Source organism: Burkholderia sp. SRS-W-2-2016 (assembly GCF_001931485.1).
Classification (GTDB): Bacteria; Pseudomonadota; Gammaproteobacteria; order Burkholderiales; family Burkholderiaceae; genus Paraburkholderia.
The window spans coordinates 1-21,530 of record NZ_MSDV01000057.1 but is presented as its reverse complement, the minus strand read 5'-3'; the positions used below and the strand labels follow the sequence as shown (position 1 = coordinate 21,530).

At 65.5% G+C, this 21,530-nt stretch carries 18 protein-coding genes and 1 pseudogene; 5 read left to right on the top strand and 14 right to left on the bottom strand.

What is annotated here, in order from left to right; translation table 11 throughout:
- Positions 1–271: 271 nt before the first annotated feature.
- Positions 272–2,632, top strand: coding sequence for a PAS domain S-box protein (locus BTH42_RS24625; RefSeq protein ID WP_075303783.1), 2,361 nt, complete (start codon positions 272–274; stop codon positions 2,630–2,632).
- 116 nt (positions 2,633–2,748) lie between these two features.
- Positions 2,749–3,387 carry a LysE family translocator gene (locus tag BTH42_RS24620; RefSeq protein WP_075303782.1) on the top strand — a complete coding sequence of 213 codons (639 nt, stop codon included), beginning with the start codon at positions 2,749–2,751 and terminating at the stop codon, positions 3,385–3,387.
- A gap of 43 nt (positions 3,388–3,430) precedes the next feature.
- Here the strand turns inward: BTH42_RS24620 and BTH42_RS24615 are convergent, their stop codons facing one another.
- From BTH42_RS24615 to BTH42_RS24575, 9 genes are all read right to left on the bottom strand, one after another.
- On the bottom strand, positions 3,431–5,143 hold the full coding sequence (locus BTH42_RS24615; RefSeq protein ID WP_075303781.1) for a SulP family inorganic anion transporter: 1,713 nt from the start codon (positions 5,141–5,143) through the stop codon (positions 3,431–3,433).
- Positions 5,144–5,614: 471 nt separating this feature from the next.
- Positions 5,615–6,667: a substrate-binding domain-containing protein gene (locus BTH42_RS24610; RefSeq protein WP_075303780.1), complete on the bottom strand. Its 1,053-nt coding sequence runs from the start codon at positions 6,665–6,667 to the stop codon at positions 5,615–5,617.
- A 53-nt stretch (positions 6,668–6,720) separates the two neighbouring features.
- The gene (locus BTH42_RS24605; RefSeq protein ID WP_075303779.1) at positions 6,721–7,980 is read right to left on the bottom strand and encodes an ABC transporter ATP-binding protein; all 1,260 of its coding nucleotides are present in this window, start codon (positions 7,978–7,980) and stop codon (positions 6,721–6,723) included.
- 3 nt (positions 7,981–7,983) lie between these two features.
- Complete coding sequence (locus BTH42_RS24600) at positions 7,984–8,898, bottom strand: carbohydrate ABC transporter permease (RefSeq protein ID WP_075303778.1); 915 nt, start codon at positions 8,896–8,898, stop codon at positions 7,984–7,986.
- Positions 8,895–9,851 carry a carbohydrate ABC transporter permease gene (locus BTH42_RS24595; protein ID WP_075303777.1) on the bottom strand — a complete coding sequence of 319 codons (957 nt, stop codon included), beginning with the start codon at positions 9,849–9,851 and terminating at the stop codon, positions 8,895–8,897. The genes BTH42_RS24600 and BTH42_RS24595 overlap by 4 nt, the downstream gene beginning before the upstream one ends.
- Positions 9,852–9,863: 12 nt before the next feature.
- Positions 9,864–11,102 (bottom strand): ABC transporter substrate-binding protein, encoded by a 1,239-nt coding sequence (locus BTH42_RS24590; RefSeq protein WP_075303776.1) that lies wholly within the window; start codon positions 11,100–11,102, stop codon positions 9,864–9,866.
- A 173-nt stretch (positions 11,103–11,275) separates the two neighbouring features.
- Positions 11,276–12,703 carry a GH1 family beta-glucosidase gene (locus BTH42_RS24585; protein ID WP_083654899.1) on the bottom strand — a complete coding sequence of 476 codons (1,428 nt, stop codon included), beginning with the start codon at positions 12,701–12,703 and terminating at the stop codon, positions 11,276–11,278.
- Between the two features lie 307 nt (positions 12,704–13,010).
- Positions 13,011–13,628 carry a dihydrofolate reductase family protein gene (locus BTH42_RS24580; protein ID WP_075303775.1) on the bottom strand — a complete coding sequence of 206 codons (618 nt, stop codon included), beginning with the start codon at positions 13,626–13,628 and terminating at the stop codon, positions 13,011–13,013.
- A 103-nt stretch (positions 13,629–13,731) separates the two neighbouring features.
- Positions 13,732–14,136, bottom strand: a complete 405-nt coding sequence (locus BTH42_RS24575) for a BON domain-containing protein (protein WP_075303774.1) — start codon at positions 14,134–14,136, stop codon at positions 13,732–13,734.
- 226 nt (positions 14,137–14,362) lie between these two features.
- On the opposite strand from BTH42_RS24575, the gene BTH42_RS24570 reads away from it, so the two are divergent.
- Both BTH42_RS24570 and BTH42_RS24565 read left to right on the top strand, forming a co-directional pair.
- Entirely contained in the window at positions 14,363–14,920 is a 558-nt protein-coding gene (locus BTH42_RS24570; protein WP_075303773.1) for a carboxymuconolactone decarboxylase family protein, read from the top strand.
- Between the two features lie 47 nt (positions 14,921–14,967).
- Positions 14,968–15,810 carry a helix-turn-helix domain-containing protein gene (locus BTH42_RS24565; protein ID WP_075303772.1) on the top strand — a complete coding sequence of 281 codons (843 nt, stop codon included), beginning with the start codon at positions 14,968–14,970 and terminating at the stop codon, positions 15,808–15,810.
- Between the two features lie 69 nt (positions 15,811–15,879).
- On the opposite strand, the gene BTH42_RS24560 is transcribed toward BTH42_RS24565, so the two are convergent.
- The 4 genes from BTH42_RS24560 to ftrA all read right to left on the bottom strand — a co-directional run bounded on the left by BTH42_RS24560 (position 15,880) and on the right by ftrA (position 20,089).
- Positions 15,880–17,094: a DUF2252 domain-containing protein gene (locus tag BTH42_RS24560; protein ID WP_075303771.1), complete on the bottom strand. Its 1,215-nt coding sequence runs from the start codon at positions 17,092–17,094 to the stop codon at positions 15,880–15,882.
- A gap of 102 nt (positions 17,095–17,196) precedes the next feature.
- The gene (locus BTH42_RS24555; RefSeq protein WP_075303770.1) at positions 17,197–17,964 is read right to left on the bottom strand and encodes a hypothetical protein; all 768 of its coding nucleotides are present in this window, start codon (positions 17,962–17,964) and stop codon (positions 17,197–17,199) included.
- A gap of 64 nt (positions 17,965–18,028) precedes the next feature.
- Positions 18,029–18,979, bottom strand: a complete 951-nt coding sequence (locus tag BTH42_RS24550; protein ID WP_143752194.1) for a hypothetical protein — start codon at positions 18,977–18,979, stop codon at positions 18,029–18,031.
- A 144-nt stretch (positions 18,980–19,123) separates the two neighbouring features.
- Positions 19,124–20,089, bottom strand: a complete 966-nt coding sequence (gene ftrA / locus BTH42_RS24545; protein ID WP_075303768.1) for a transcriptional regulator FtrA — start codon at positions 20,087–20,089, stop codon at positions 19,124–19,126.
- Positions 20,090–20,212: 123 nt separating this feature from the next.
- Here ftrA and BTH42_RS24540 point away from each other — a divergent pair, with 123 nt between their 5' ends.
- Positions 20,213–20,653 carry a rhodanese-like domain-containing protein gene (locus BTH42_RS24540; protein ID WP_075303767.1) on the top strand — a complete coding sequence of 147 codons (441 nt, stop codon included), beginning with the start codon at positions 20,213–20,215 and terminating at the stop codon, positions 20,651–20,653.
- A gap of 56 nt (positions 20,654–20,709) precedes the next feature.
- Here BTH42_RS24540 and BTH42_RS24535 read toward each other — a convergent pair.
- Positions 20,710–21,066: pseudogene (locus BTH42_RS24535) on the bottom strand (hypothetical protein); the annotation flags it as partial.
- Positions 21,067–21,530 lie beyond the last annotated feature (464 nt).

Below are 21,530 nucleotides of genomic sequence, written 5' to 3'. Positions count from 1 at the left end.
CGAAATGCGCGGCGATTGCAAACCGGCAAACGTTTGTTGAATAAAATTAGCCGCCGTTAGTGCAATACCTGCGAAACTCGAACGGGCCGCGTGGCGGAAATATTAGGAAACATGCTTTCAATCAGATTCACGAAAAACGACATCCGCGCCACGCCAGGCCTTCAACGGGGGCGGGCACATTTTCTGCTGACGGCTTCTCCGAATAAGCGATGTACTGTGGCGACGTGCTGCGAGCAACGCACCGGTACACGATAAAGCCAGGGACAAACTCATGCGCGGCAACGAACAAGGCGGTCCAACCATTCCCGACGACTGGTGCCGGCGCTGGGTCAGCTCGGTCAGCGACTACGCGGTGATCGGGCTCGCGCCGGACGGCACCGTGAGGACCTGGAACGTGGGCGGCGAAAGCATCCACGGTTTCAAGGCCACTGAAGTAATCGGCCAGTCGTTCGAGATTTTCCACACCGAAGAAGACCGCCGCCAGGGCAGCGCGGCCGCCGCGCTCGACGTCGCCCGCCGCAACGGCCGGGTCGAATCCGAGGGCTGGCGGGTGCGCAAGAACGGCTCGCGGTTCTGGGCCAATGTGGTGATCACGGTGCTGAGAGACGACCACGGCAACGTGCTCGGCTTCGGCAAGATCGTGCGCGACATGACCGACAAGCGCCGCGCGCACGAAGCGGTCGTCGAAAGCGAACGGCGCTTCCGGATGCTGGTCAACGGCGTCACCGACTACGCGATCTTCATGCTGTCGCCCGAAGGCATCGTCACGAACTGGAACGCGGGCGCGCGCCGCATCAAAGGCTACGACGCCGACGAAATCATCGGCTCGCATTTCTCGCGCTTCTACACGCCGGACGACGCGAAGGCGGGACTGCCGCAACGCGGGCTGTCGATCGCCGCGCGCGAAGGCCGCTTCGAGGCCGAAGGCTGGCGCGTGCGCAAGGACGGCCGGCGCTTCTGGGCGCATGTGGTGATCGATGCGATCCGCGACGAACAGGGCGAGCTGGCCGGCTTTGCAAAAATCACCCGCGACATCACCGAACGGATGGAGGCGAGCCGCGCGCTCGAACAGACCCGCGCCGCGTTGTTCCAGGCGCAGAAGATGGAAGCGGTCGGCAAACTGACCGGCGGCGTCGCGCACGACTTCAACAACGTGTTGCAGGTACTACGCGGCAATCTCGAACTGCTCGACAGCCGCCATCATCGCGACGCGTGGACGCGCGACCGCGTGTACAAGGCGATCGACGCGGTCGAGCGCGGCTCGAAGCTCGCGTCGCAACTGCTCGCGTTCGGCCGCCAGCAGCCGCTGCAACCGGTCGTCATCAACCTCGCGGCCGCGCTGCGCGGGATGGACGATCTGCTGCGCCGCGCGCTCGACGAGACCGTGTCGATCGAGACGGTCGTCGCGGGCGGACTGTGGAATACGCTGGTCGATATTCATCAGCTGGAAAACGTCGTGCTGAATCTGGCGATCAATGCGCGCGACGCGATGCCCCAGGGCGGCAAGCTGACGATGGAGCTGTCCAACGCGATGCTCGACGACGACTACGTCGCGTCGGTGCCGGAGCTGGCCGCCGGCCAGTACGTGCTGCTGGCCGTGACCGACACCGGCACCGGAATGCCGCCCGACGTGAAGAGCCGCGCGTTCGATCCGTTCTTCACAACCAAGCCGGAAGGCCGCGGCACGGGCCTCGGTCTGAGCACCGCGTACGGCTTCGTCAAACAGAGCGGCGGCCATATCGGCATCTACAGCGAGCCCGGCCACGGCACCACCATCAAGATCTATCTGCCGCGCTCGACCGGCGAGGCCGTCGAACCGCCGCCGCGCGCGCGCGGCGCGGTCAAGGGCGGCACCGAAGTGATCCTGGTCGTCGAGGACGACCGCAAGGTGCAGTCCACCGCGATCGACACGCTGACCGGGCTCGGTTACCGGGTGCTGAAAGCCGACGATGCGCAGGAAGCGCTGACCGTGCTGCGCAGCGGCGTCGATGTCGATCTGCTGTTCTCCGACGTGGTGATGCCGGGACCGCTGCGCAGCCCCGAGATGGCCGCGCAGGCGGTGCTGCTGCAGCCGAACATGAAGGTGCTGTTCACGTCCGGCTATACGCAGAATGCGATCGTTCACGGCGGGCGGCTCGACCCCGGCGTCGAATTGCTCAGCAAACCTTATAGTCGCGAGCAGCTCGCCCGCAAGATCCGTCAGCTGCTCGACAAGCGCGGCGCGGCGCTGGCCGCGATGCCGTCGGCCACCGCGCCCGCCGCCACGCCGGCCGCGAACACGCAGGCCCTGCGCATCCTGCTGGTCGACGACGACGCGAATCTGTCCGACGCGGTCAAGGAACAGCTCGCGCTGATCGGTCACGCGACCCGCTCGACGACCTCGCCCAACGATGCATTGCAGTGGCTCGCCGGCGAACCGTTCGACGTCCTGATCACCGATCTGAAAATGCCGGGCATCGACGGCATCGAGCTCGCGAAGCGGGCGGCCGCGTGGCAGCCGTCGCTGTGCGTGGTGTTCTCGTCCGGCTATGAAATGCCGCTGCTGCCGGAAGTGCCGTTCAGATGGGCGGCGTTGCGCAAGCCGTTCGCGATCGACGAACTCGGCGCGGTGCTGCGGGGGTTTCAGGATTGAGGCGGCGGCAGCGGCGGCGACGCGATGTGTGCCGCCGCGCAAAACGGCAACTGTATCTGTGAGTTTCGGCCAGCGGCGCGCAGAATCGCTCGTTCCACCCCGCCCTCGCCTCCATCATGATCGCCAGCCCGCTGCTCACCGCCGATGTCCTGATCGCCTACAGCGCCTATTTCGTCGGCACCGCGAGCCCGGGGCCGAGCAATCTCGCGATCATGTCGCTGGCGATGAGCGCCGGCCGCCGCGCCGCGCTGGTGTTCGCGCTCGGCGTGGTGTCGGGCTCGTTCTCGTGGGCGTTGCTGGCGTCGCTGGGGTTGTCGGCGGTGCTCGCCAGCTATTCGCAGTGCCTCGTCGCGATCCGGATCGCGGGCGGCCTGTATCTGCTGTGGCTCGGCTTCAAATCCGCGCGCTCGGCGCTCAGCGCCCAGCCGCCGGCGGTGCGCGCGGCACGCGTCGACGAACCGCTCGGGCGGCTCTATCTGCGCGGTCTGCTGCTGCATCTGACCAACCCGAAGGCCGTGCTCGTGTGGATGTCGATCGTGTCGCTGGCGATGTCGCCGGTGCATGGCACAACCCATGTGATGCCGGTGGTGCTCGGCTGCATGGCGATCGGCGCAACGGTGTTCAGCAGCTACGCGGTGCTGTTTTCGACCGCGTCCGCGCGGCGGATCTACGCGGCGATCCGGCGCTGGCTCGACGGCTCGCTCGCGGTGATGTTCGGGATCGCCGGGCTGAAGCTGCTCACCTCGCGCAACTAGCGGAGCCTTCGGCGGTCAGCGTCAGCGGTCAGCGGTCAGCCGGTCACGGCGCCCCCTTCACCTGCTCGTGCGGCTTCTCGACCCCGGCCGTGCGCAGCGCCTCGTGCAGCGTGCCGAAAATGCAGCGCTCCTCGATGATCGGCGTGATCCCATGCCGGTCCATATCCGAGCGCAGATAGCGGTTCACGCGCGCGAACACGATCTCGATGCCGCTCCGCTTTAACTGCGTGCACAGGTCGCCGACCGAGCGCGCCGCCGAATAGTCGAGATCGGTGATCGCGCTCGCGTCGACCACGAACCAGCGCACCGGATGCGGCGCGCGATCGATCAGCCGGCGCGAATCCTCGACGAAAAAATGATCGTTCGCATAGAACAGATCGGCGCCGAAGCGATAGACGATCAGCCCCGGCGCGGTCTCGATGCCCGGCACCGCCGGCACAGGCACCCACTGGCCGTCGTTATCGGGCGCGAGCAGCATCGTGTGCGGACGATAGCTGTGGCGCACATGACGCAGCAGCGACCACGCGATCGCGACCAGGATGCCGTGCTCGACGCCGATCAATACGACGGCCGCCGCGGTAATCAACGCGAGGGTGAATTCGCCGGGACTTTCGCGGCGAATCGCGAACAGCGCGCGCCAGTCGACCAGACCGACCGCGATCGTAAACACGATGCTCGCCAGAATGCAGTGCGGCAGATACTGCAGAAAACGGCTGAAAAACAGCAGCACGACCACCACCACCAGCGCGAACACGAGCTGCGCGAACTGGCTGCGGGTGCCGGCGCGATCGCCCATCGCGGTCTGCGTCGGGCTGCCGTTGACGACGAACGCCCCCGATACCGCGGCCGCCGCGTTGGCCGCCGCGATGCCGAGCAGGTCGGCGTTGGTGTCGATCGGTTCGCGATAGCGCTCGGCGAACACGCGGCTCGCGGCCGCGCTCTGCGCGACGATCATCACGAAGCACGACGCGGCCACCGGAATCAGATCGAGCAGTTGCTGCCACGTCACGAACGGAATGCGCAGCGGCGGCAGCCCGCCCGCGACCGGCCCGAGGATCGAGATGCCGTGAGAGGCGAAACCGAGAACGTCACTGGCCGCGATCCCGGCGACGACCGCGAAGAGCGGCACCGGCAGTCGCGGCCACCAGCGTTTGCACAGAAGAATCGCGGCGACCACGGCCACAGAAATCGCCAGCGTCGGCAGATGAATCCGCGAGGCCGAACGCACCACCAGCAGCAATTGCTCGACGCTCGTCGCCTCATGGCCGGACACGCCGAGCATGTCGCCGAGCATCGCGATGCCGACCTGCACGCCGACCCCGGCGAGAAAGCCGACCAGCACCGTGCGCGACAGGAAATCGGCGAGAAAGCCCAGCTTGAAGATGCGCGCGATCAGCAGCAGCGCGCCGGTCAGCAACGCGACCATCGCGGCGAGCGTCGCGTATTCGGCGCTGCCGGCGGGGGCCATCGTCGCCAGACGGCTCGCGAAAATGGTCGCGGTCGCGGAGTCGGCGGCGACCACCAGATGCCGCGACGCGCCGAACAACGCGAACGCGATCAGCGGCAGAAACACCGTGTAAAGCCCGGTGACCGCCGGCATCCCGGCGATGCGCGCGTAACCGAGCACCTGCGGAATGTCCATCGACGCGAGCTGCACGCCGGCCAGCGCATCGCGCGCGGCCGCGGCCCGGTTCAACGGAAGAATGCCCTTCAGCACGTTCGCGCGTGCCGCGAGCTTTTGCAGAGAATCATGCATACGCGATGCCGCCCCAAAACCCGGTGTATCGCGCATCGTGCCGCGAGTCGGCACGCAAAGGCAAGACCTGATCGCGCCGCGAACAGGCTATTGAGAAAACGGCAAATAAGAAAGCCAATCGAAAGAGAATCCGCCGGTTGCCGGTTTGAACCTGACAACCAGCTACGCGCCGCTACCGGCGCATGCAATTCTTTCCGGTAAGGACCGGCAACCAGAATCGCTCTTTGGAATTCAACGCTTGAACTGCCCCGTCTGCGGATCCACGTGACGCGCAAAACCGAACAGCGCGGCAATGCAGATAGGACAGGCAATCAGAAACACGGCCAACATCTTTCACCTCGTAACAACTTGTTACCGGCAAGTCTAACGATTTTTAACGCTAGTTAAATGAGGGAAAACCGCAAATCTCTATTGCGAACAATTACAACTGGCTTAAAAAACGCCTAATTCGCGTGAATTAGATGAGCGCTTCTAGCGGTCGCCACCACGCGATGTGCGTTTCAGCGCCGGCACCGGCCCGACCGATTCGCGCATCGTCACGCTGACCGGAAACTCGCGGAAGATTTCCCACGTCGTTCCATAGCACTGATTGACGAGCCAGCGCACCGCGTTCTGCGTGAGTTCGGCGGTCGGAATATGCACCGACGTGAGGCCCGGCGCCGTGTAGGCGGCCGAGTAATCGTCGTCGTAGCCAATCACCGAAATGTCGTCCGGCACCGACACGCCCGCCTGATGAAAGCGCGCGAGTACGCTGAGCGCCATCGTGTCGTTCGCGCAAAAGAGGCCGGTCACGCGCCGCTTCGACTCGAGCAACTGCTGCGCGGCCGCGTAGCCGCCCTGCGGAGAAAAGTCCGATTGAATCAGCGTGACGTCCTCGCGCGCGATGCCGGCGCGCGCCAGTTCGCCGAAAAAGCCTTCGATCCGCGCCTGGTTGTCCGACGCGGTGGCCGGCCCGGAAATCACGCCGATCTCGCGATGGCCGAATTCGAGCAGCGTGCGCGCCGCCAGTTCGCCGCCGTGCCGGTGGTCCGCGCAGAACGACGCGTCCGGCAACTGCTCGAACGCGCGATTGAGGAACACCATCTTCGGGTGCATCCGGTGCAGCATCGTCAGGTCTTCGTCGTGCAGGTCGTGACTCATCACGACCACGCCGTCGCAATCGCGGCCGATCAGAAAGCGCACCGCCTCGATTGCCTGCTCGCGCGGCGCGACTTCGCCGCAACCGGTTGCGACCACCACGTGACGGTGCACCGCGCGCAGTTCCGTATCGATCTGCGTGAGAATCGTGCCGTAGTAAGAGCCGAAAAACGTCGGCACGAACAGGCCGATGATGCCCAGCTGCTGGGTGGCCATCGCCCGGCCGATCGACGACGGCCGGAAGTTCAGCGCCTCGATCGCCGCCTTCACGCGGGCGGCGGCGTCGGCGGAAACCGGTCCTTTACCGGAAATGGCTCGTGAGGCGGTCGACATGCCCACGCCGGCCAGTTCCGCGACATCCTTCAGAGTTGCCACGCGGTTCTCCATCAAGCCTGGGGCTGTTTACATGGGGCGCAGCCTCGCGTTCGGGCGCGGCCGCGTCACAGACGCGCGCCGCCCGCTTCGTCGAACAGCGAGACGTGCGCGGCGTCGAGCGAGAACGTCACGGTGTCGCCTTCGGCAACGGCCGCTTTGGTCTGATCGATCGACGCGATCTGCTCGCCATGATAGTCGAGCCAGATCACCCGGTGGTTGCCCATCGGCTCCACCAGCGAAACTTTTGCGGCTTCGCCGCCCGGTGTGTTGACGGCTTCAGCGGCGCGTGCGCTGTCGTTTGAACCGGCGTTTGAACCGGCGTTTGAACCGGCGTTCGAACCGGCGTTCGAATCCGCACGTACGTGCACGTCTTCCGCGCGTACGCCGAGCACGCACGGCTGGCCGTGCTTCGGCGCCGCCGCCTCGTTGAACGCGTACGCCGACACGTCGAGCCGCAAACGCGGCGTGCGGAAATACGTGTTGCCGTCGCGCGTTTCCAGCGTGCCCTTCAACAGATTCATTGCCGGCGAGCCGAGGAAGGTCGCGACGAACAGGTTGGCCGGCCGCGCGTACACCTCGGCCGGCGTGCCGAACTGCTGGATCACGCCGCCGCGCATCACCGCCATTCGTGTGGCGAGCGTCATCGCTTCGACCTGATCGTGAGTCACGTAGATCATCGTCGCGCCGAGGCGCTGATGCAGCTGCTTCAGCTCGCGGCGCAACTCGGTGCGCAGCTTCGCGTCGAGATTGGACAGCGGTTCGTCGAACAGGAATACGTCGGCCTCGCGCACGATCGCGCGACCGATCGCGACGCGCTGGCGCTGCCCGCCCGACAGTTGCGACGGCTTGCGTTTGAGCAGCGGCCCGAGTTGCAGCATCTCGGATGCGCGCTCGACCCGCCGCGCGATCTCCGCTTTCGGCGTGCCGTTGATACGCAGTGCAAACGACAGATTGCGCTCGACGCTCATCGTCGGATACAGCGCGTACGACTGGAACACCAGCGCGATGCGGCGATCTTTCGGATCGGCCCACGTCATGTCCTCGCCGGCGATTTCGATGCTGCCGTCGCTGACGTCGATCAGTCCGGCGATGCTGTGCAGCAGCGTGGACTTGCCGCAGCCGGACGGCCCGAGCAGCACGACGAACTCGCCCGCGTTCACGTCGAGATCGAGATTCTCGATCACCGTGTTCGCGCCGAGGCGGATCGTCAGATTGCGGACCGCGACGTTGGCCGGCTGCGTGAGCGCCGCGCTCGCGTCCCTTGCGCTGGCCGCATCCGCGAGCGCGTCGATCGATGCATTCATCGTATTAGCCATGTTTGACATGCCCTACCCCTTGACCGCGCCGGAAGCAATGCCGCGCACGAACCAGCGGCCCGAAACGAAGTAGACCGCGAGCGGCACCATCGACGTCAGAATGGTCGCCGCCATGTTGACGTTGTAGAGCCGCTCGCCGGTCGTCGTGTTGATGATGTTGTTCAGCTGCACGGTCATCGGCAGATTCCTGGTGCCGGCGAACACGAGGCCGAGAATGAAGTCGTTCCAGATGCCGGTGACCTGCATGATCACCGCGACCACGATGATCGGCGTCGACATCGGCAGCATCAGTTGCAGGAAGATGCGCCAGAAACCGCCGCCGTCGATCCGCGCGGCCTTGAACAGCTCCTGCGGAATCGACACGTAGTAGTTGCGAAACAGCAGCGTCATCACCGGCATCCCGAAGATCGTATGAATCACGACGATGCCCGGCAGCGAGCTGAACAGATGCACGCTCGCGAGCACCCGCACCAGCGGATAGACCATCACCTGCACTGGAATGAACGCGCCGAGCAGCAGCACGCCGAACAGCAGGCCCGCGCCGCGCGGGCGCCAGAAACTGAGCGCGTAGCCGTTCACCGCGCCGATCGCAATGGAGAGCACCGTGCTCGGCACGACGATCCGCACCGAGTTCCAGAAGCCGACGCGAATGCCGTTGCAGTCGAGCCCGGTGCAGGCCGACTGCCACGCGGCGCTCCACGCGTCGAGCGTGAAATGAGTGGGAAACGCGAGCAGATTGCCGAGGCGGATCTCGCTCATCGGTTTGACCGACGTAACGAGCATCACATACAGCGGCAACAGGAAGAACGCGGCGGCGCTCAGCAAGAACAAATAAATGCCGATGCGCGCCGGAGAAAACGCCGAGCGGCGTGGCCGCGATTGTGCGCGCCCGGCCGGGCCTTTGAGCGAAGCATTGAGCGTATTCATGCTTTTTCCCCACGCAGCGCCGCGCGGCTGCGCGCATAGAAGAACGGCGCGAGAATCGCCAGCACGGTGGCCAGCAACACGATCGACGCCGCCGACGCGAGGCCGATGTTCGCGCGCCCGAACAGGTAGTCCATGATGAATTTGGCCGGCACTTCGCTGGCGGTGCCGGGGCCGCCCTGGGTCATCGCGACGACAGCGTCGTACAGCTTCACGACCATCACGAACAGCAGCACGAACGCGGTCGAGATCGACGGTCCGAGCATCGGCACGACGATGCTCGCGTACACCCGCCAACGCGGAATGCCGTCGATGCGCGCGGCCTTCCACAGCTCTTCGTCGATCCCGCGCAAACCGGCGAGCAGCAGCGCCATCACGAGACCCGACGCCTGCCACACGGTCGCGATCACGATCGTGTAGATCACCCAGTCCTGATCGACGATCCAGTCGAAGCGCGCATGCGTGAAGCCGAGCCGATGCAGCACCTGCTGCGCGCCGAGTTCCGGATTCAGAATCCACTGCCACACCAGCCCGGTCGCGACGAACGACATCGCATACGGATACAGAAACACCGTGCGCAACGCGCCCTCGGCGACCACCCGCTGATCGATGAAAATCGCCAGCAGCAAACCGATCACCATGCACGCGACGATGAAACACGCGCCGTAAATCACGATGTTCTGCAGCGACACCAGCCAGCGGTCGTTATGAAACAGCCGCGCGTACTGCGTGAGGCCGATGAAGTTGTCGGAAGGAAAGGTCCGCGAACTGGTCAGCGATACACGCGCGGTCCAGACCATCGTGCCCAGATACGCGAACACGACGGTCAGGAGCATCGGCAGCAAGGCCAGCCACACCGCGATCGAAAAACGCCGTTTCAGCGGTTTATGACGCGGCGATTGACCCGCCTTGTGGAGCGGTTTCGAACCATCGGCTGGCAGCTTGAGCGCGTGCATGGCGGGACCCTACTAGCTCTTGAGTGCGTTGGCGAAGGCTTTCTGCGCGTCGTCGACCGACTGGTTCTTGTTCCAGAAGTTCGTCACGACGTCGGTCAGCGCGCCCTGGGTATCCGGCGACAGCAGCATTTCCGGATTGGGCAACTGGCGCGACTTGTCCTTCATGATCGCGATGCCCTCTTTCGCGCACACGTCGAGGCTGTTCGCATCGACGTCGGGCCGGATCGGAATCGAGCCTTTCTTCGCGCTGAACGCGACCTGCGCGGACGGCGAAGTCATCACCGTGGCGAGCAGGTTCTGCGCCTTGATCGCGGTCGCGTTGTCGGTCTTCGGGAACACGAACACGTCGCCCGCGACCAGATACGGCGAGCGCGCGCCGAAGCCCGGGAAGCAGCCGTAATCCTTGCCCGCGGTCTGATTGGCCGCGACGAACTCGCCCTTGGCCCAGTCGCCCATGATCTGCACGCCGGCCTTGCCCGAGGTCACGAGCGCGGTCGCGTCGTTCCAGTTGCGGCCCGGCGAGCCCGGATCGACGAAATCGTGCAGCCGCTTGAACGACACCAGCACCTTCTTGAACGCTTCGGAGTTGACCGCGTTCGCGTCGTGATCGCGATACACCTTCAGATACAGGTCCGGGCCGCCGACGTTGGCGAGCACCGCGTCGAAGGTGATCTTTTCCTGCCACGGCTGGCCGCCGAACGCGAGCGGAATCACGCCCGCGCTTTTCAGCTTGCCGAGATCGGCGATGAATTCGTCGTAGCTCTTCGGTTCGCTTGCGATTCCCGCTTTCTGGAACACCGGCTTCGAATAGAAGTACCAGGCCGGCATGTGGATATCGACCGGCGCCGCGTAGTAATGGCCTTTCACGCGGATGCTGTCGAGAATCGACTGCGGGAAGATGCCGTTCCAGTTCTCCTTGCTGGCGACGTCGTCGACGTTATTCAGGAGTCCCTGGTCGATCAGGTCGTGGAACTGCTTGGACGTATTGAACTGCGCGGCGGTGGGCGGATCGCCGCCGACGATCCGGTTGATCGCGGTGGAGCGCGCCTGGTCGGCGCCGGCGACCGCGTTGTCGACCCACTTGCCGCCGGCCTTGTCGTACGCGTCGGCGAACTGGCGGATCGCCGCCGATTCGCCGCCCGAGGTCCACCAGTGAATCACGTTGGCCTTCAGCGGCTCCGCGTGCGCGACGACGCCGTACAGCGCCAGTGCGGCGGCCACGCCTCGTAAGACCATTCTGCTGCTGTTCATTCCGTCTCCTCCGGGATCACCGCCCGTGTGTCAAGTCGAAAGACTAACCAGCTCCACCCTTCGTTACCGCGTTATCGGCGCCGCTTCGCGCGGCGCTCGTTGTGTTGTTGTTCGCTGTGATGCGCGTTATTGGTGGCGTTGCTCTCAGGTTCGCGGCGCACGGCCGCGCGTTCTCACGCGAGCGCCTTGCGCTCCTTCAGAAACTTCGCGACCAGTTCCGCGCTGCGCTTGATCGTACGCTGCTGCGTGCCGTAGTCGACATGGACGATCCCGAAGCGCCGCTCGTAACCGAACGCCCACTCGAAGTTGTCCATCAGCGACCACAGGAAATAGCCGCGCACGTCGACGCCGGCCTTGATCGCCTGATCGACCGCGGCGAGGTGGCGCTTCAGGAACGAGATGCGCTGGGTGTCGTCGACGCGGCCGTCGAGCACCTTGTCGTCGGACGCCATGCCGTTTTCGGTGATGTAGATCGGCGGCAGATTCGCGTAGGTTTCCCTGAAACCGGTCAGCAGATCGCGCAAACCGTCCGGGTGCACTTCCCAGCCCATCTGCGTGCGCTCGACGCCGGCCAGCGGCACGTCCTTGAAGCCGTGCGCGCCGTCGCTCGCGACGTTGGTGCGGAAGTAGTAGTTGATGCCGAGGAAATCGAGCGGCGCGGCAATCGTCTGCAGATCGCCGTCGAGCACCAGCGGTTCGGTGCCCGGCCACAACTCGAACAATGCTTGCGGATATTCGCCCTTGAGCAGCGGATCGAGAATCCATGCGTTGTGCTGAACTTCGAACAGCTCGGCCGCGCGGCGGTCGGCGGCGCTGTCGCTGTTGGGCGTGCCGCGCCCGACGTTGGCGACGATGCCCACGTGCGCCTGCGGATCGTTCGCGCGCAGCACCGGAATCGCCAGACCGTGCGCGAGCAGCAGATGATGCATCGCCTGGGTCGCATAGCGCACGTTGGCCAGACCCGGCGCGTGATGGCCGTTGCCGTAGCCGAGGAACGCCGAGCACCACGGCTCGTTGAGCGTCATCCATGCATCGACGAGGCCATGCAGTTCGCGGCTCATCAGGTCCGCGTAATCGGCGAAACGGTACGCGGTCTCGCGATTGAGCCAGCCGCCGCGATCCTCCAGATGCTGCGGCAGGTCCCAGTGGTACAGCGTCGCGAAGGTCGTGATGCCCTTCTCTTTCAGACGCGTGAGCAGACGCTTGTAGAAATCGATGCCCTTGCGGTTCGGCGCGCCGCTCGCATCCATCACGCGCGGCCACGCGATCGACAGCCGGTACGCTTCGAGGCCGAGCCCCGTCAGCAGATCGACGTCCTGTTCCCAGCGGTGATAGTGATCGCACGCATGCTCGCCGGTGTCGCCGGCCAGCACCTTGCCGGGCGTCGCCGAGAAGGTGTCCCAGATCGACGGCAGACGGCCGTCCTCATGGATCGCGCCTTCGATCTGATACGACGCGGTCGCCGCGCCGAGCAGGAAGTCCTGGCGCCATAGCGACGAGTCTTCGGGCGGCGAGAACGGGTCGCTGCTCAGGTCGTGATGCGGCTGGTTCTGGGCGGGCACGCGGGCGGCGTCGATGACTGCGGATGCTTCGTTTTCCACGAATTCTCTCCTGCGCTGAGGTCGATGAAGCGGGGGTGGCGGAAGTCGGTGCGCTGCGATACGGGCGGCCCGAAAGCTGCCGCGGATTCATCAGTGGAAGCGCTTCCACACAGACCAGCGAAAGATAGCAGCGGGCAAATCTTTGCGGCAATGAGGGTTTGTCTGGAGCGCTGCTGGCACGCACGACCGGACGATGCGGCGCGCATTGGCGGGTGGAAAACACGCTTGAAAAGCGGCTTACGGCTTCGCTTTGCGCGGTTTTTGGGGGAGTTGGCGAGGTGGCGGTTGTGGTCGTGCGGCCAGCGCGTCAATCGAACGCCCCGGTTCGCACTTCGCCGTCCTGCAGATAGTGAGTGATCAGCACGCCGCCCGGCGTGACCGCCGAGCGCAGCAGTTTGAACGCGCGCGGCAGCCCGTCGTCGCCGAACAGCCGCTTGCCGCGCCCGAGCATCACCGGATAGATCACCAGCCGCAGTTCGTCGACGAGGCCGGCGGCGAACAGTTGCCGCATCGTGTCGCCGCTGCCGAACGTCAGCAGATCGGCGCCGCTCTGCTGTTTGAGCGCGCGGACCGCGTCGGCCAGCTCGCCTTGTAGCGCATGACTGTTCTGCCAGCCGAGGCTGTCCGGCCGATGCGTGGCCACGTGCTTGCCGACCCGGTTGAACAGATCGGCGATCGCCCAGTTGCCCGATTCGGCCGACACGCCGGGCCAGTACGACGCGAAGATGTCGTAGGTGCGCCGCCCGAGCAGCAGATCGAACGGCTGCGAGAGCAGGTCCTGCAGGTTGTCGCCGATCGCTTCGTCCGCATACGGGACGATCCAGCCGCCGTAGCGGAACTCGCCGCTCTCATCCTCCTGCGGCGCGCCCGGCCCCTGAATCACGCCGTCCAGACTGATGAACGCGGATACCGTGAGCTTGCGCATGATGTCCTCCGTTCGCTGTTGGTCGCTCTCCGCCTGCGCCCGATGCAAGCGCCGGCGCGCTCCGCCTCGCCCGTCGCGCTCGCCGGAGCCGCCGGCCGCGCGCCTAGTTGGCCGATACCATCAACCGCTGGCTGTTGGCGGCGTGCTGCTTGCGCAGCGTCAGGCGGTTCGACACGCTTTTCACGCCGCGCACGCCGCGTGCCGCATTGGCCGCGCGCGAAATCTGCCAGGTCTCGGGCACCGTGCCGGTCAGCGTGACGACGCCGCGCTGCACCCGGATGTGAATGGTCGAATCGTCCATGTCCGGCACGCGCTGCAACGCGCGGCGCACGTCGCGCACCACCGAGGTGTCGGCCCGCGTTCCGGGCGGCGAAGTCGGCCCGGCCACGCGCAGCAGCGCCGTGCCTTGCGGATTCGCCGCGCTTTGCGCATGCGCCACGCTCGCGCCGCTTGCGAGCGCGGCGATCCAGATCGCCACGCCGAGCCGCCCCGCAGTCATTATTTTCATGTTGGGTCCTGGGAAGAGTTGAGCAGAACGAACCTTCGAATCACACGCAAGCGGTCCGCGCGCTCATCCATACTAGAACCGCGAGTACAACGGCGCAATGTAATCGCCTGCTCAATCGCCCGATTGCATCCAATTACATCCGGTGTAATTGCCGCGCCTGTGACGCGCTCCTACTCTCCCCATACCGCGCCGCCATGTCCGGCAGCGCCCATCACCCGGAGATACCATGTCGAGCTACCCCCTTCACACGATCGAATCCGCCCCCGCGCAATCGAAGCCCGTGCTCCAGCAATTGCAGCAGGCGTTCGGCCTGATTCCGAACATCGCCGCCAGCATGGCCGCCTCGCCGACGCTGATCAACGGCTTTATCGGCCTGTTCGAGCGCGTGCACACGAGCAGTCTGAGCGAGCCGCAGATTCAGACGCTGTTGCTGACCAATGCGGTCGCCAACGCGAGCGAATGGCCGGTCGCGTTTCATACCGCGCTGGCGTTGCGGCAACACGTGCCGCCCGCCGACGTCGACGCAATCCGCCACGGCTTGCCGCCCGCCGACAGCGAACTGGCCGCGCTGTCGGCGCTGGCGCGCACGCTGATCGATAAGCGCGGCCACCTCGACGACGCGGATCAGCGTCGCTTCCTCGCCGCGGGGTTCAGCGCCGAGCAGCTACTGGAAGTGATCGCGGTGATCGCGGCGTCGACGATCACGAACTACACCAGCAGCGTGACCCGGCCGCCGCTCGAAGCATCGTTCGAGGCCTTCGCATGGCATGCGCCCGCGCAGTGATGCCGCGCCGCGACGTCCTTTCATCCGCCCAGTCGAGGGACCATCCGATGACCGCCTCCCGCACCGCTCCGAACGCACTATCGCGCGAACTCGGCGACCTGCTGCGCTACTGGCGCGACGTCCGTGGGATGAGTCAGCTCGATCTATCACTCGAGGCCGGCGTATCGCAACGACAGATCAGCTTCATCGAAAGCGGACGCAGCGTGCCCGGCCGGGACACGCTGCTGACGCTCGCGCAAACGCTCGACGTGCCGCTGCGCGAGCGCAACGCACTACTGCTCGCCGCCGGCTACGCGCCGCTGTATTCGGAGGCGCCGTGGAACGCGCGGGAGATGCACGGCGTCACCCGCGCGCTGGAACGGATGGTTCGACAGCACGAGCCGTTTCCGGCGATCGTGATGGACCGTCATTGGAACGTGCTGATGACCAACGACGCCGCGCCGCGCTTTTTCGGCTGTTTCGTCGACATGGCGGCGCGCGAGGGTCCGCGCAACATGCTGCATCTGATCTTCGATCCGCATGGGATGCGCCCTTTCGTGGCCGATTGGGATGCGGTGTCGCGCAGTCTGCTGCAACGGGTGTACCGGGAGTCGGTCGGTCACGCGATCGACGCCGGCACCCGCAACCTGCTCGACGAACTGCTCGCCTACCCGGATGTGCCGCGCGACTGGAAAGCGCACCACGGACCAGCGAGCGCGACGCTGCCGGTGATTCCGCTCGGCTTCGTCAGCGACGGCGTGGTGTTGCGCTATTTCTCGCTGGTGACGAGCGTGGGTGCGCCGCGGAACGTAGCGGCCCAGGAGCTACGGCTCGAATGCATGTTCCCCGCCGACGACGAAACCGAAGCGCGCCATCGCCAGTTGCTCGCCGCGCATGCGCCGGCGCGGTAACGCGCGGGCCGCCATTCGCCACGCTCGCCACGCTTGCCGCTCGCGCCGGCGACCCGGCCGCGCCGCACTTCAAGCCTTCGCCTTCGGCTCGAACGCGCCGCGATCGTAAGCGTCGCAATAGTCCTTCCAGTCGGCGCTCACCTGCGCTTCGCACTGCGTAGCGAGATCGACCAGCGGCAACTGCCAGTCGCGCCGGCTGCCGAATGCGATCAGGTCGTCGGCAATCGCGGAGTTCTGCCGGCCGCCGCTGCGCAGATGCGCCCACGCGCTCAGCTCGGCCATCGTGTTGATCACTTCTTCGAGACGCGGCAGCTTGCCGTCCCAATCGGCGAGCGCGACGCGGTCTTCCGACGGCTGCAAGCTACGCAGTACGTAGGAACGCTGATTGAAATCGACCGCGTGCAGAAACGCCTGCGAGACCGCCTGATTGCGCCGCTGCACTTCGACCACGCGCTGCGCTTCGCTCCGCCATTTCGGCTGCGCCGTTTTCACGTGCGGGGCCGCCGACGACGGCAACGCCTCCTTCAGATCGATCAGATAGTTGCCGTCCGGCGAGCCCTTGCCTTCGACGAGGATCACATAGCGATCGACGCCGAGACTGCCGGTGCCGGCGATGCGCCGCCCGACGTCGAGCGTGCGATAGAACTCGGGATTCGGCTCGCCCGCCGCGAATTGCTGCATGAATTGCAGCACCGCCGCGCGCTGCGCGTCGCTGACCGGCAGCGCTTTTTTGCCGTCCACTTTCAGCGTGCGGGTCTTGCCCTTGAGTACGGTGCGGCGGTCCAGATGCGCGGCGCGCGTGCGGCTCGCGAGCGCGTCGAACAGATCGCGCACCATCCCGGTCGCGGTCTCCGTTTCGATCCAGCGCGACTTGCCCTGCACGAGCGCGGCGCCGTACGCGTCGAGCGCGGTGTGGCACAGCGCGAGCGCCTGTGCGCGGCTCAGCTTCAGATCGCCCGCGCCGACCAGCACGCTGGTGAGCAACCGCACCAGTTCGTACGGCGGCGGCGCGAGACAGGCTTCGTCGAAATCGTTGTTGTCGAAGTAGATCAGGCGATTGTCGGCCTTGTAGCTGCCGAAGTTCTCCAGATGCATGTCGCCGCAGATCCACACCGGCGGCGCATCGTCGAGCACTTTCGCGCGCGGCAGCCGTTCGTAAAACAGATGACAGGTGCCGCGCAGAAACACGAAAGGCGAGCCGCGCATCGCCTTGTATTTCATCGCGAGCCGTTCGGGGTCGCGCCCGGCGTTGTAACTGGCGATGATCTTTGCGGTATCGGACATGGGACGGCTTCCATTAATGAGCGGCAAGCTTGCCGGATCAGCGTGTGACCATTGCGCCGGCCACGAATTCAATGCGCTCTCAGTGCGCGTTGAAGAGGCGAATCAATACGACCGCAGCGATTGCACCAGCGCCTGCAGATTGAGCGGCTGCACATGAATCATGCCGCCGCGCGGACTGTCGATATCGGCGATCAGCGTGAACGCGAGCGACACCACCAGCGGCACCACCAGCAGCAGGCCCTCGCCCGCTTTCAACGCGCGCGCGCCGTAGCCGACCAGCAGATTCGCGCACATCGCCATCACCGCCATCAAGCCCCACGCCGCATACGGGATGCGGTTCCACCACGCGGCCTGCGCATAGCCCTGGGTGTTCAGCACGTCGTTGACCGCGGTGACGACGAGCGCGGCGATCGGCGTCGGCTGCGCGGCCGCCGCGCTTTTGACGGCCGACCACATCCGGCTTTGCAGACGGGCCGACTCGGTATTGATGCGTTCGAGCGCCACCGGGTCGCGCGTCGTGTAGAACAGCATGCGCTGGTCCAGATAACTCGTCAGCGCGGCGCGCAGCGTGGCGGCCTCGGCGGCGGGCAGCAGATCGGCGCGCAGATATGCGGTGCCGATCGCGTTCGCCTCCTCTTCCTCGAAATGCTCGCGCTGGTCGTAGCGGCCGACCGCCATCGAAAACGTGAAGCCGATGATCAGCGCAAGCAACGTGAGCGTCGCGGCCTGGATCACGCCGAAGTCGTCGTGCGCGTCGTCGGCGATTTTTCTGAAGCGGCGCAGTAGCGTCGCGCCGATGCGCGCCGACCCCCACATGACGACGAACGAAACGATGAACACCAGTTCGGGATGATTCAGAACGTTTGGCATGGCGCGCGTTGTTGTTGTGCGTTGTTGTGCGTTGTTGTGGCGATAAGCGAACGGGAATGTCGCGTCAGAAACCCGTCATCAGAAAGTAACGGCCGTCGGCGCTGACGTTGTGACCGAAGCCGCACGCTTGCGGCGAGCCGTGCGTGCGCACGTCGAGCGTTTCGGGCGCGACGAGGCGAAATTCCAGCAGGCATTTGTCGTCGTGCTGGTCGTAGCGCGCGAGGTTGCCGATCTTCGCGGTCGCGTCGAGCGGTGCGTTGCTGTTGGTGTCGCTGACCGGCACGCGGGCGACGCCGTCGAAGAAGCGCACATACGCGGACAGGTCGCCGACATTCGCGCTCGGCTCGCCCTGCGCGTCGACCATCGGATAGACGAAGTCGCCGTCGATCCGGTACACGCCGTGGCGTCCTTTCACCGGCTTCACGTCGATGCTGTTCCACGCACCAAAAAACATATAACGGCGAAAGCGCGCGCCGTCGGCCGGCACACCGCTCATCAGGTCCTTATGCGCGATCGATTCGAAGCGCTCGCGCGCGGCGCCGACCGCGCGGCCGAGCAATACGTCGTGCGGATAGTCGTCGCCGCGCGCGAGCGCGCTGCGGTAGAACGCTCGCGCATTCGGCAGCGCGCCGAGCTTCAGTTGCACGTCGCCCTGATGCACGAGCGCCATCGCGACGCGCGCGCGGGCCGAACTCATGGCTTTGGGCGAATCGTTGTCGGCGGCCTGCAACGCGGTCGCCTCGGCGAGCGACGCTTCCATCGCGACCAGCGTTTGCGCGTCCTTGATATGCCCGGCCTCGAGCGCGGCCACGCCGAGCGCCGCGCACGATGCGTTGGTGCGGCACGGCACGTTCTGGCCGGCGAGCAACTGCCGGCGATAGAGGTCGGCGCGCGAGTCGGGGCGCTGCGCGGGGGCGGCCGCGCGGGCCGGCGCCAGCGCGACGGCGAGCGCCGCGAGCGCGGTGGCGGCCATGAGTACGGGAACCGCGGAGACGACAGCGTTTTTGAGGTTCATGAGCACCAGACGAGGGGACGTGGGTGTTGCGAAAGCCTGTTTCAAAACGCCGTTTTTTATAGCGGCCGATGCTGTTTGCGAGCGTCGATGCCGCGCTCGTGATGCTGACAGAAAAATGAGGATTGCGGGAGCCAACGCAAACCACTACACCCCCTCCTGCCCCCCGAACTTGCGCCGATACGCGCCCGGACTCGTCAACGCGATGCGCCGGAAATGCCGCCTTAGCGACTCCTCCGAACCGAAGCCGGCCAGCTCCGCGACGCGCGCCATCGGCAGCGCCGCCGACGCCTCCAGCAACTCGCGCGCAATCGCGACCCGCTCGCGCACCAGCCATTCATAAGGCGCCATCCCGGTCGCGTCGCGGAACTGCCGCTGCAACGTGCGCGGGCTCATCGCCGCGCGCTCGGCCAGCGAGCGCAGCGTATGCGGCTCGGCCGGATGGCCGCGCACCCAGTCCATCAGCTTCGCGATCCGCCCGCTGTCGTCGTGCGCGACCGGACGCGGCACGAACTGCGCCTGGCCGCCCTCGCGATGCGGCGGCACCACCAGCCGTTGCGCGACGCGATTGGCGACCGCGCTGCCGTGATCGCGCCGCACCAGATGCAGCAGCATGTCGAGCCCGGCCGCCGAGCCGGCCGACGTGATCACCTGACCGGCGTCGACATACAACGCATCGGACTGCACGCGCAGCCGCGGATAGCGCTGCTGCAATTTGTCCGCGTAACGCCAGTGGGTCGTCACGGTCTTGCCGTCGAGCACGCCGGCCGCCGCCAGCACGAACACGCCCGAGCAGATCGAGCACAGCCGCGCGCCGCGTTCGTAGGCCGCGCGAATCGCGGTGAGCAGCGCGGCGGGCGGCGGTTCGTCGGCGTCGCGCCAGCCGGGGATCACGATCGTGTCGGCGTCCGCGAGCAGCTCCAGCGTGTACGGCGCGGCCAGCGTGATGCCGCCCGCCGCGCGAATCGGCCCCGGCTCGCTCGCGCAGACCGCGAAGCGATACCAGGGCACGCCGAGTTCGGGACGCTCGAGCGCGAACAGTTCGGTCACACAGCCGAATTCGAAGGTGCAGAGCCGGTCGTAGGCCAGCGCGACGACGAGATGGTTTTGCATGGCGCGATGTTACCGGAGATTGTCGATTGCGCCACTTATCGGGCGGTGCCACGGCCGGCACAATCGGATCGACTGACACGCGCGCGTCGGACAACCTGTTCAACCTTGCCACTCTGATTAGCCATGACCATGACCGACCTTGCTGCCGCCCCCGCCACGCCCCTCAACCCCGTCACCGCGATCCCCGCCGCCGACAGCGCCGCCGCGCTCGCGCACTTCCAGGCGTCGCTGCAATTCGAAACCGATTGCTCCGACGTCCACGCCGCGCTCGCGAGCGGCAACCCCGGTTTCGTGTTGCTCGACGTGCGCAGCCCCGCGCTGTTCGCGCAGGGCCACGTGCCGGGCGCGCTGAATCTGCCGCACGGCAAGATCGTCGCGTCGAAGCTGAGCGGGTACGCGGTCGATACGTTGTTCGTCACGTACTGCGCGGGCCCGCATTGCAACGGTGCGGCCCGTGGCGCGGTGCGGCTCGCGCAGCTGGGGCGGCCGGTCAAGTTGATGGCGGGCGGCGTTACGGGGTGGATCGATGAGGGGTTCGGGCTGAACTGTGCGGATCCCGCGTAGGGCGTTCGCGGGATGAAAGAGAGGGGGCGACCGGTCCCCTGTCTTGAGAGACGGTTTTAGCGGTAGTCGGCTGGGGCGACTACCTTGGTGAGTTTCCGGACGCCGTCGAATTGGCGCAGGAATACAACGTTGGTCTTTCTGGTAGAGCTAGTCCCGAATGTGACTGCAACCAGCGCCACGTCATCGAGCATCATCGCCGGCCGGATCAGCATGTGGTCCATCCAGTCTTTTTCGTCGAAGTCCTGAACGTTGGTGAAGTACTCGGCGCCCTCTGCGAACTTGTTTGCCTTGTAGTCGCTCCGCAGCACATCAACCGTCGCGGGTGCGACGTAGCGCAAAACGTTTTTGTCCATAAGTGGATATTCCCTGTCTTCGGACAGATGCTTGATGAACCACGTGTAAAAGGCTTTGGTCGTTTGCTCCGGCGAGGCTTGCGGGGCCGGAAAAGCGGTTTAATTAAAGGCGAGATCAGAAGCAGCGCGAACGCGGTGAAGATATTTTTTCATCTGTATAAGCCGAGGCGCGACCTGATAGTCACGGTCATATCTGGTCACGAGCGGACTCTTTCGAGCTGATCGTTCCTCGCCGTGGGAGACTGGTATTGACCCAATTCGGACTCACGGATTTTCCCGTAGCGGCCATTCACTGAAGCCTCCGGAAGACCTTCATATGGATTCACGCGCGCATGTAAGGTAGAGAAAGAGCCAGCAAGCCAAGCCACTCGTCGCACCGATAGGTACAACGAGCCGGCTCACAACGCCGAACTCGGAATGTAGGTCGACGCGGTGATGCGGTAAAAAGGGGGTGTCAGGATTTCCGTGTTTAAGGCGGGTTGAGTAATTACACGGAAGGCCGAACGAAACGATCTGCGTAAAGA

Coding starts and splice junctions, on each gene's coding strand:
- BTH42_RS24565 (WP_075303772.1), top strand. CDS start 14,968: ATGACCGCCTCCCGCACCGCTCCGAACGCACTATCGCGCGAACTCGGC.
- BTH42_RS24610 (WP_075303780.1), bottom strand. CDS start 6,667: ATGGAGAACCGCGTGGCAACTCTGAAGGATGTCGCGGAACTGGCCGGC.
- BTH42_RS24605 (WP_075303779.1), bottom strand. CDS start 7,980: ATGTCAAACATGGCTAATACGATGAATGCATCGATCGACGCGCTCGCG.
- ftrA (WP_075303768.1), bottom strand. CDS start 20,089: ATGCAAAACCATCTCGTCGTCGCGCTGGCCTACGACCGGCTCTGCACC.
- BTH42_RS24615 (WP_075303781.1), bottom strand. CDS start 5,143: ATGCATGATTCTCTGCAAAAGCTCGCGGCACGCGCGAACGTGCTGAAG.
- BTH42_RS24575 (WP_075303774.1), bottom strand. CDS start 14,136: ATGAAAATAATGACTGCGGGGCGGCTCGGCGTGGCGATCTGGATCGCC.
- BTH42_RS24560 (WP_075303771.1), bottom strand. CDS start 17,094: ATGTCCGATACCGCAAAGATCATCGCCAGTTACAACGCCGGGCGCGAC.
- BTH42_RS24620 (WP_075303782.1), top strand. CDS start 2,749: ATGATCGCCAGCCCGCTGCTCACCGCCGATGTCCTGATCGCCTACAGC.
- BTH42_RS24540 (WP_075303767.1), top strand. CDS start 20,213: ATGACCATGACCGACCTTGCTGCCGCCCCCGCCACGCCCCTCAACCCC.
- BTH42_RS24580 (WP_075303775.1), bottom strand. CDS start 13,628: ATGCGCAAGCTCACGGTATCCGCGTTCATCAGTCTGGACGGCGTGATT.
- BTH42_RS24550 (WP_143752194.1), bottom strand. CDS start 18,979: ATGAACCTCAAAAACGCTGTCGTCTCCGCGGTTCCCGTACTCATGGCC.
- BTH42_RS24570 (WP_075303773.1), top strand. CDS start 14,363: ATGTCGAGCTACCCCCTTCACACGATCGAATCCGCCCCCGCGCAATCG.
- BTH42_RS24625 (WP_075303783.1), top strand. CDS start 272: ATGCGCGGCAACGAACAAGGCGGTCCAACCATTCCCGACGACTGGTGC.
- BTH42_RS24600 (WP_075303778.1), bottom strand. CDS start 8,898: ATGAATACGCTCAATGCTTCGCTCAAAGGCCCGGCCGGGCGCGCACAA.
- BTH42_RS24555 (WP_075303770.1), bottom strand. CDS start 17,964: ATGCCAAACGTTCTGAATCATCCCGAACTGGTGTTCATCGTTTCGTTC.
- BTH42_RS24590 (WP_075303776.1), bottom strand. CDS start 11,102: ATGAACAGCAGCAGAATGGTCTTACGAGGCGTGGCCGCCGCACTGGCG.
- BTH42_RS24595 (WP_075303777.1), bottom strand. CDS start 9,851: ATGCACGCGCTCAAGCTGCCAGCCGATGGTTCGAAACCGCTCCACAAG.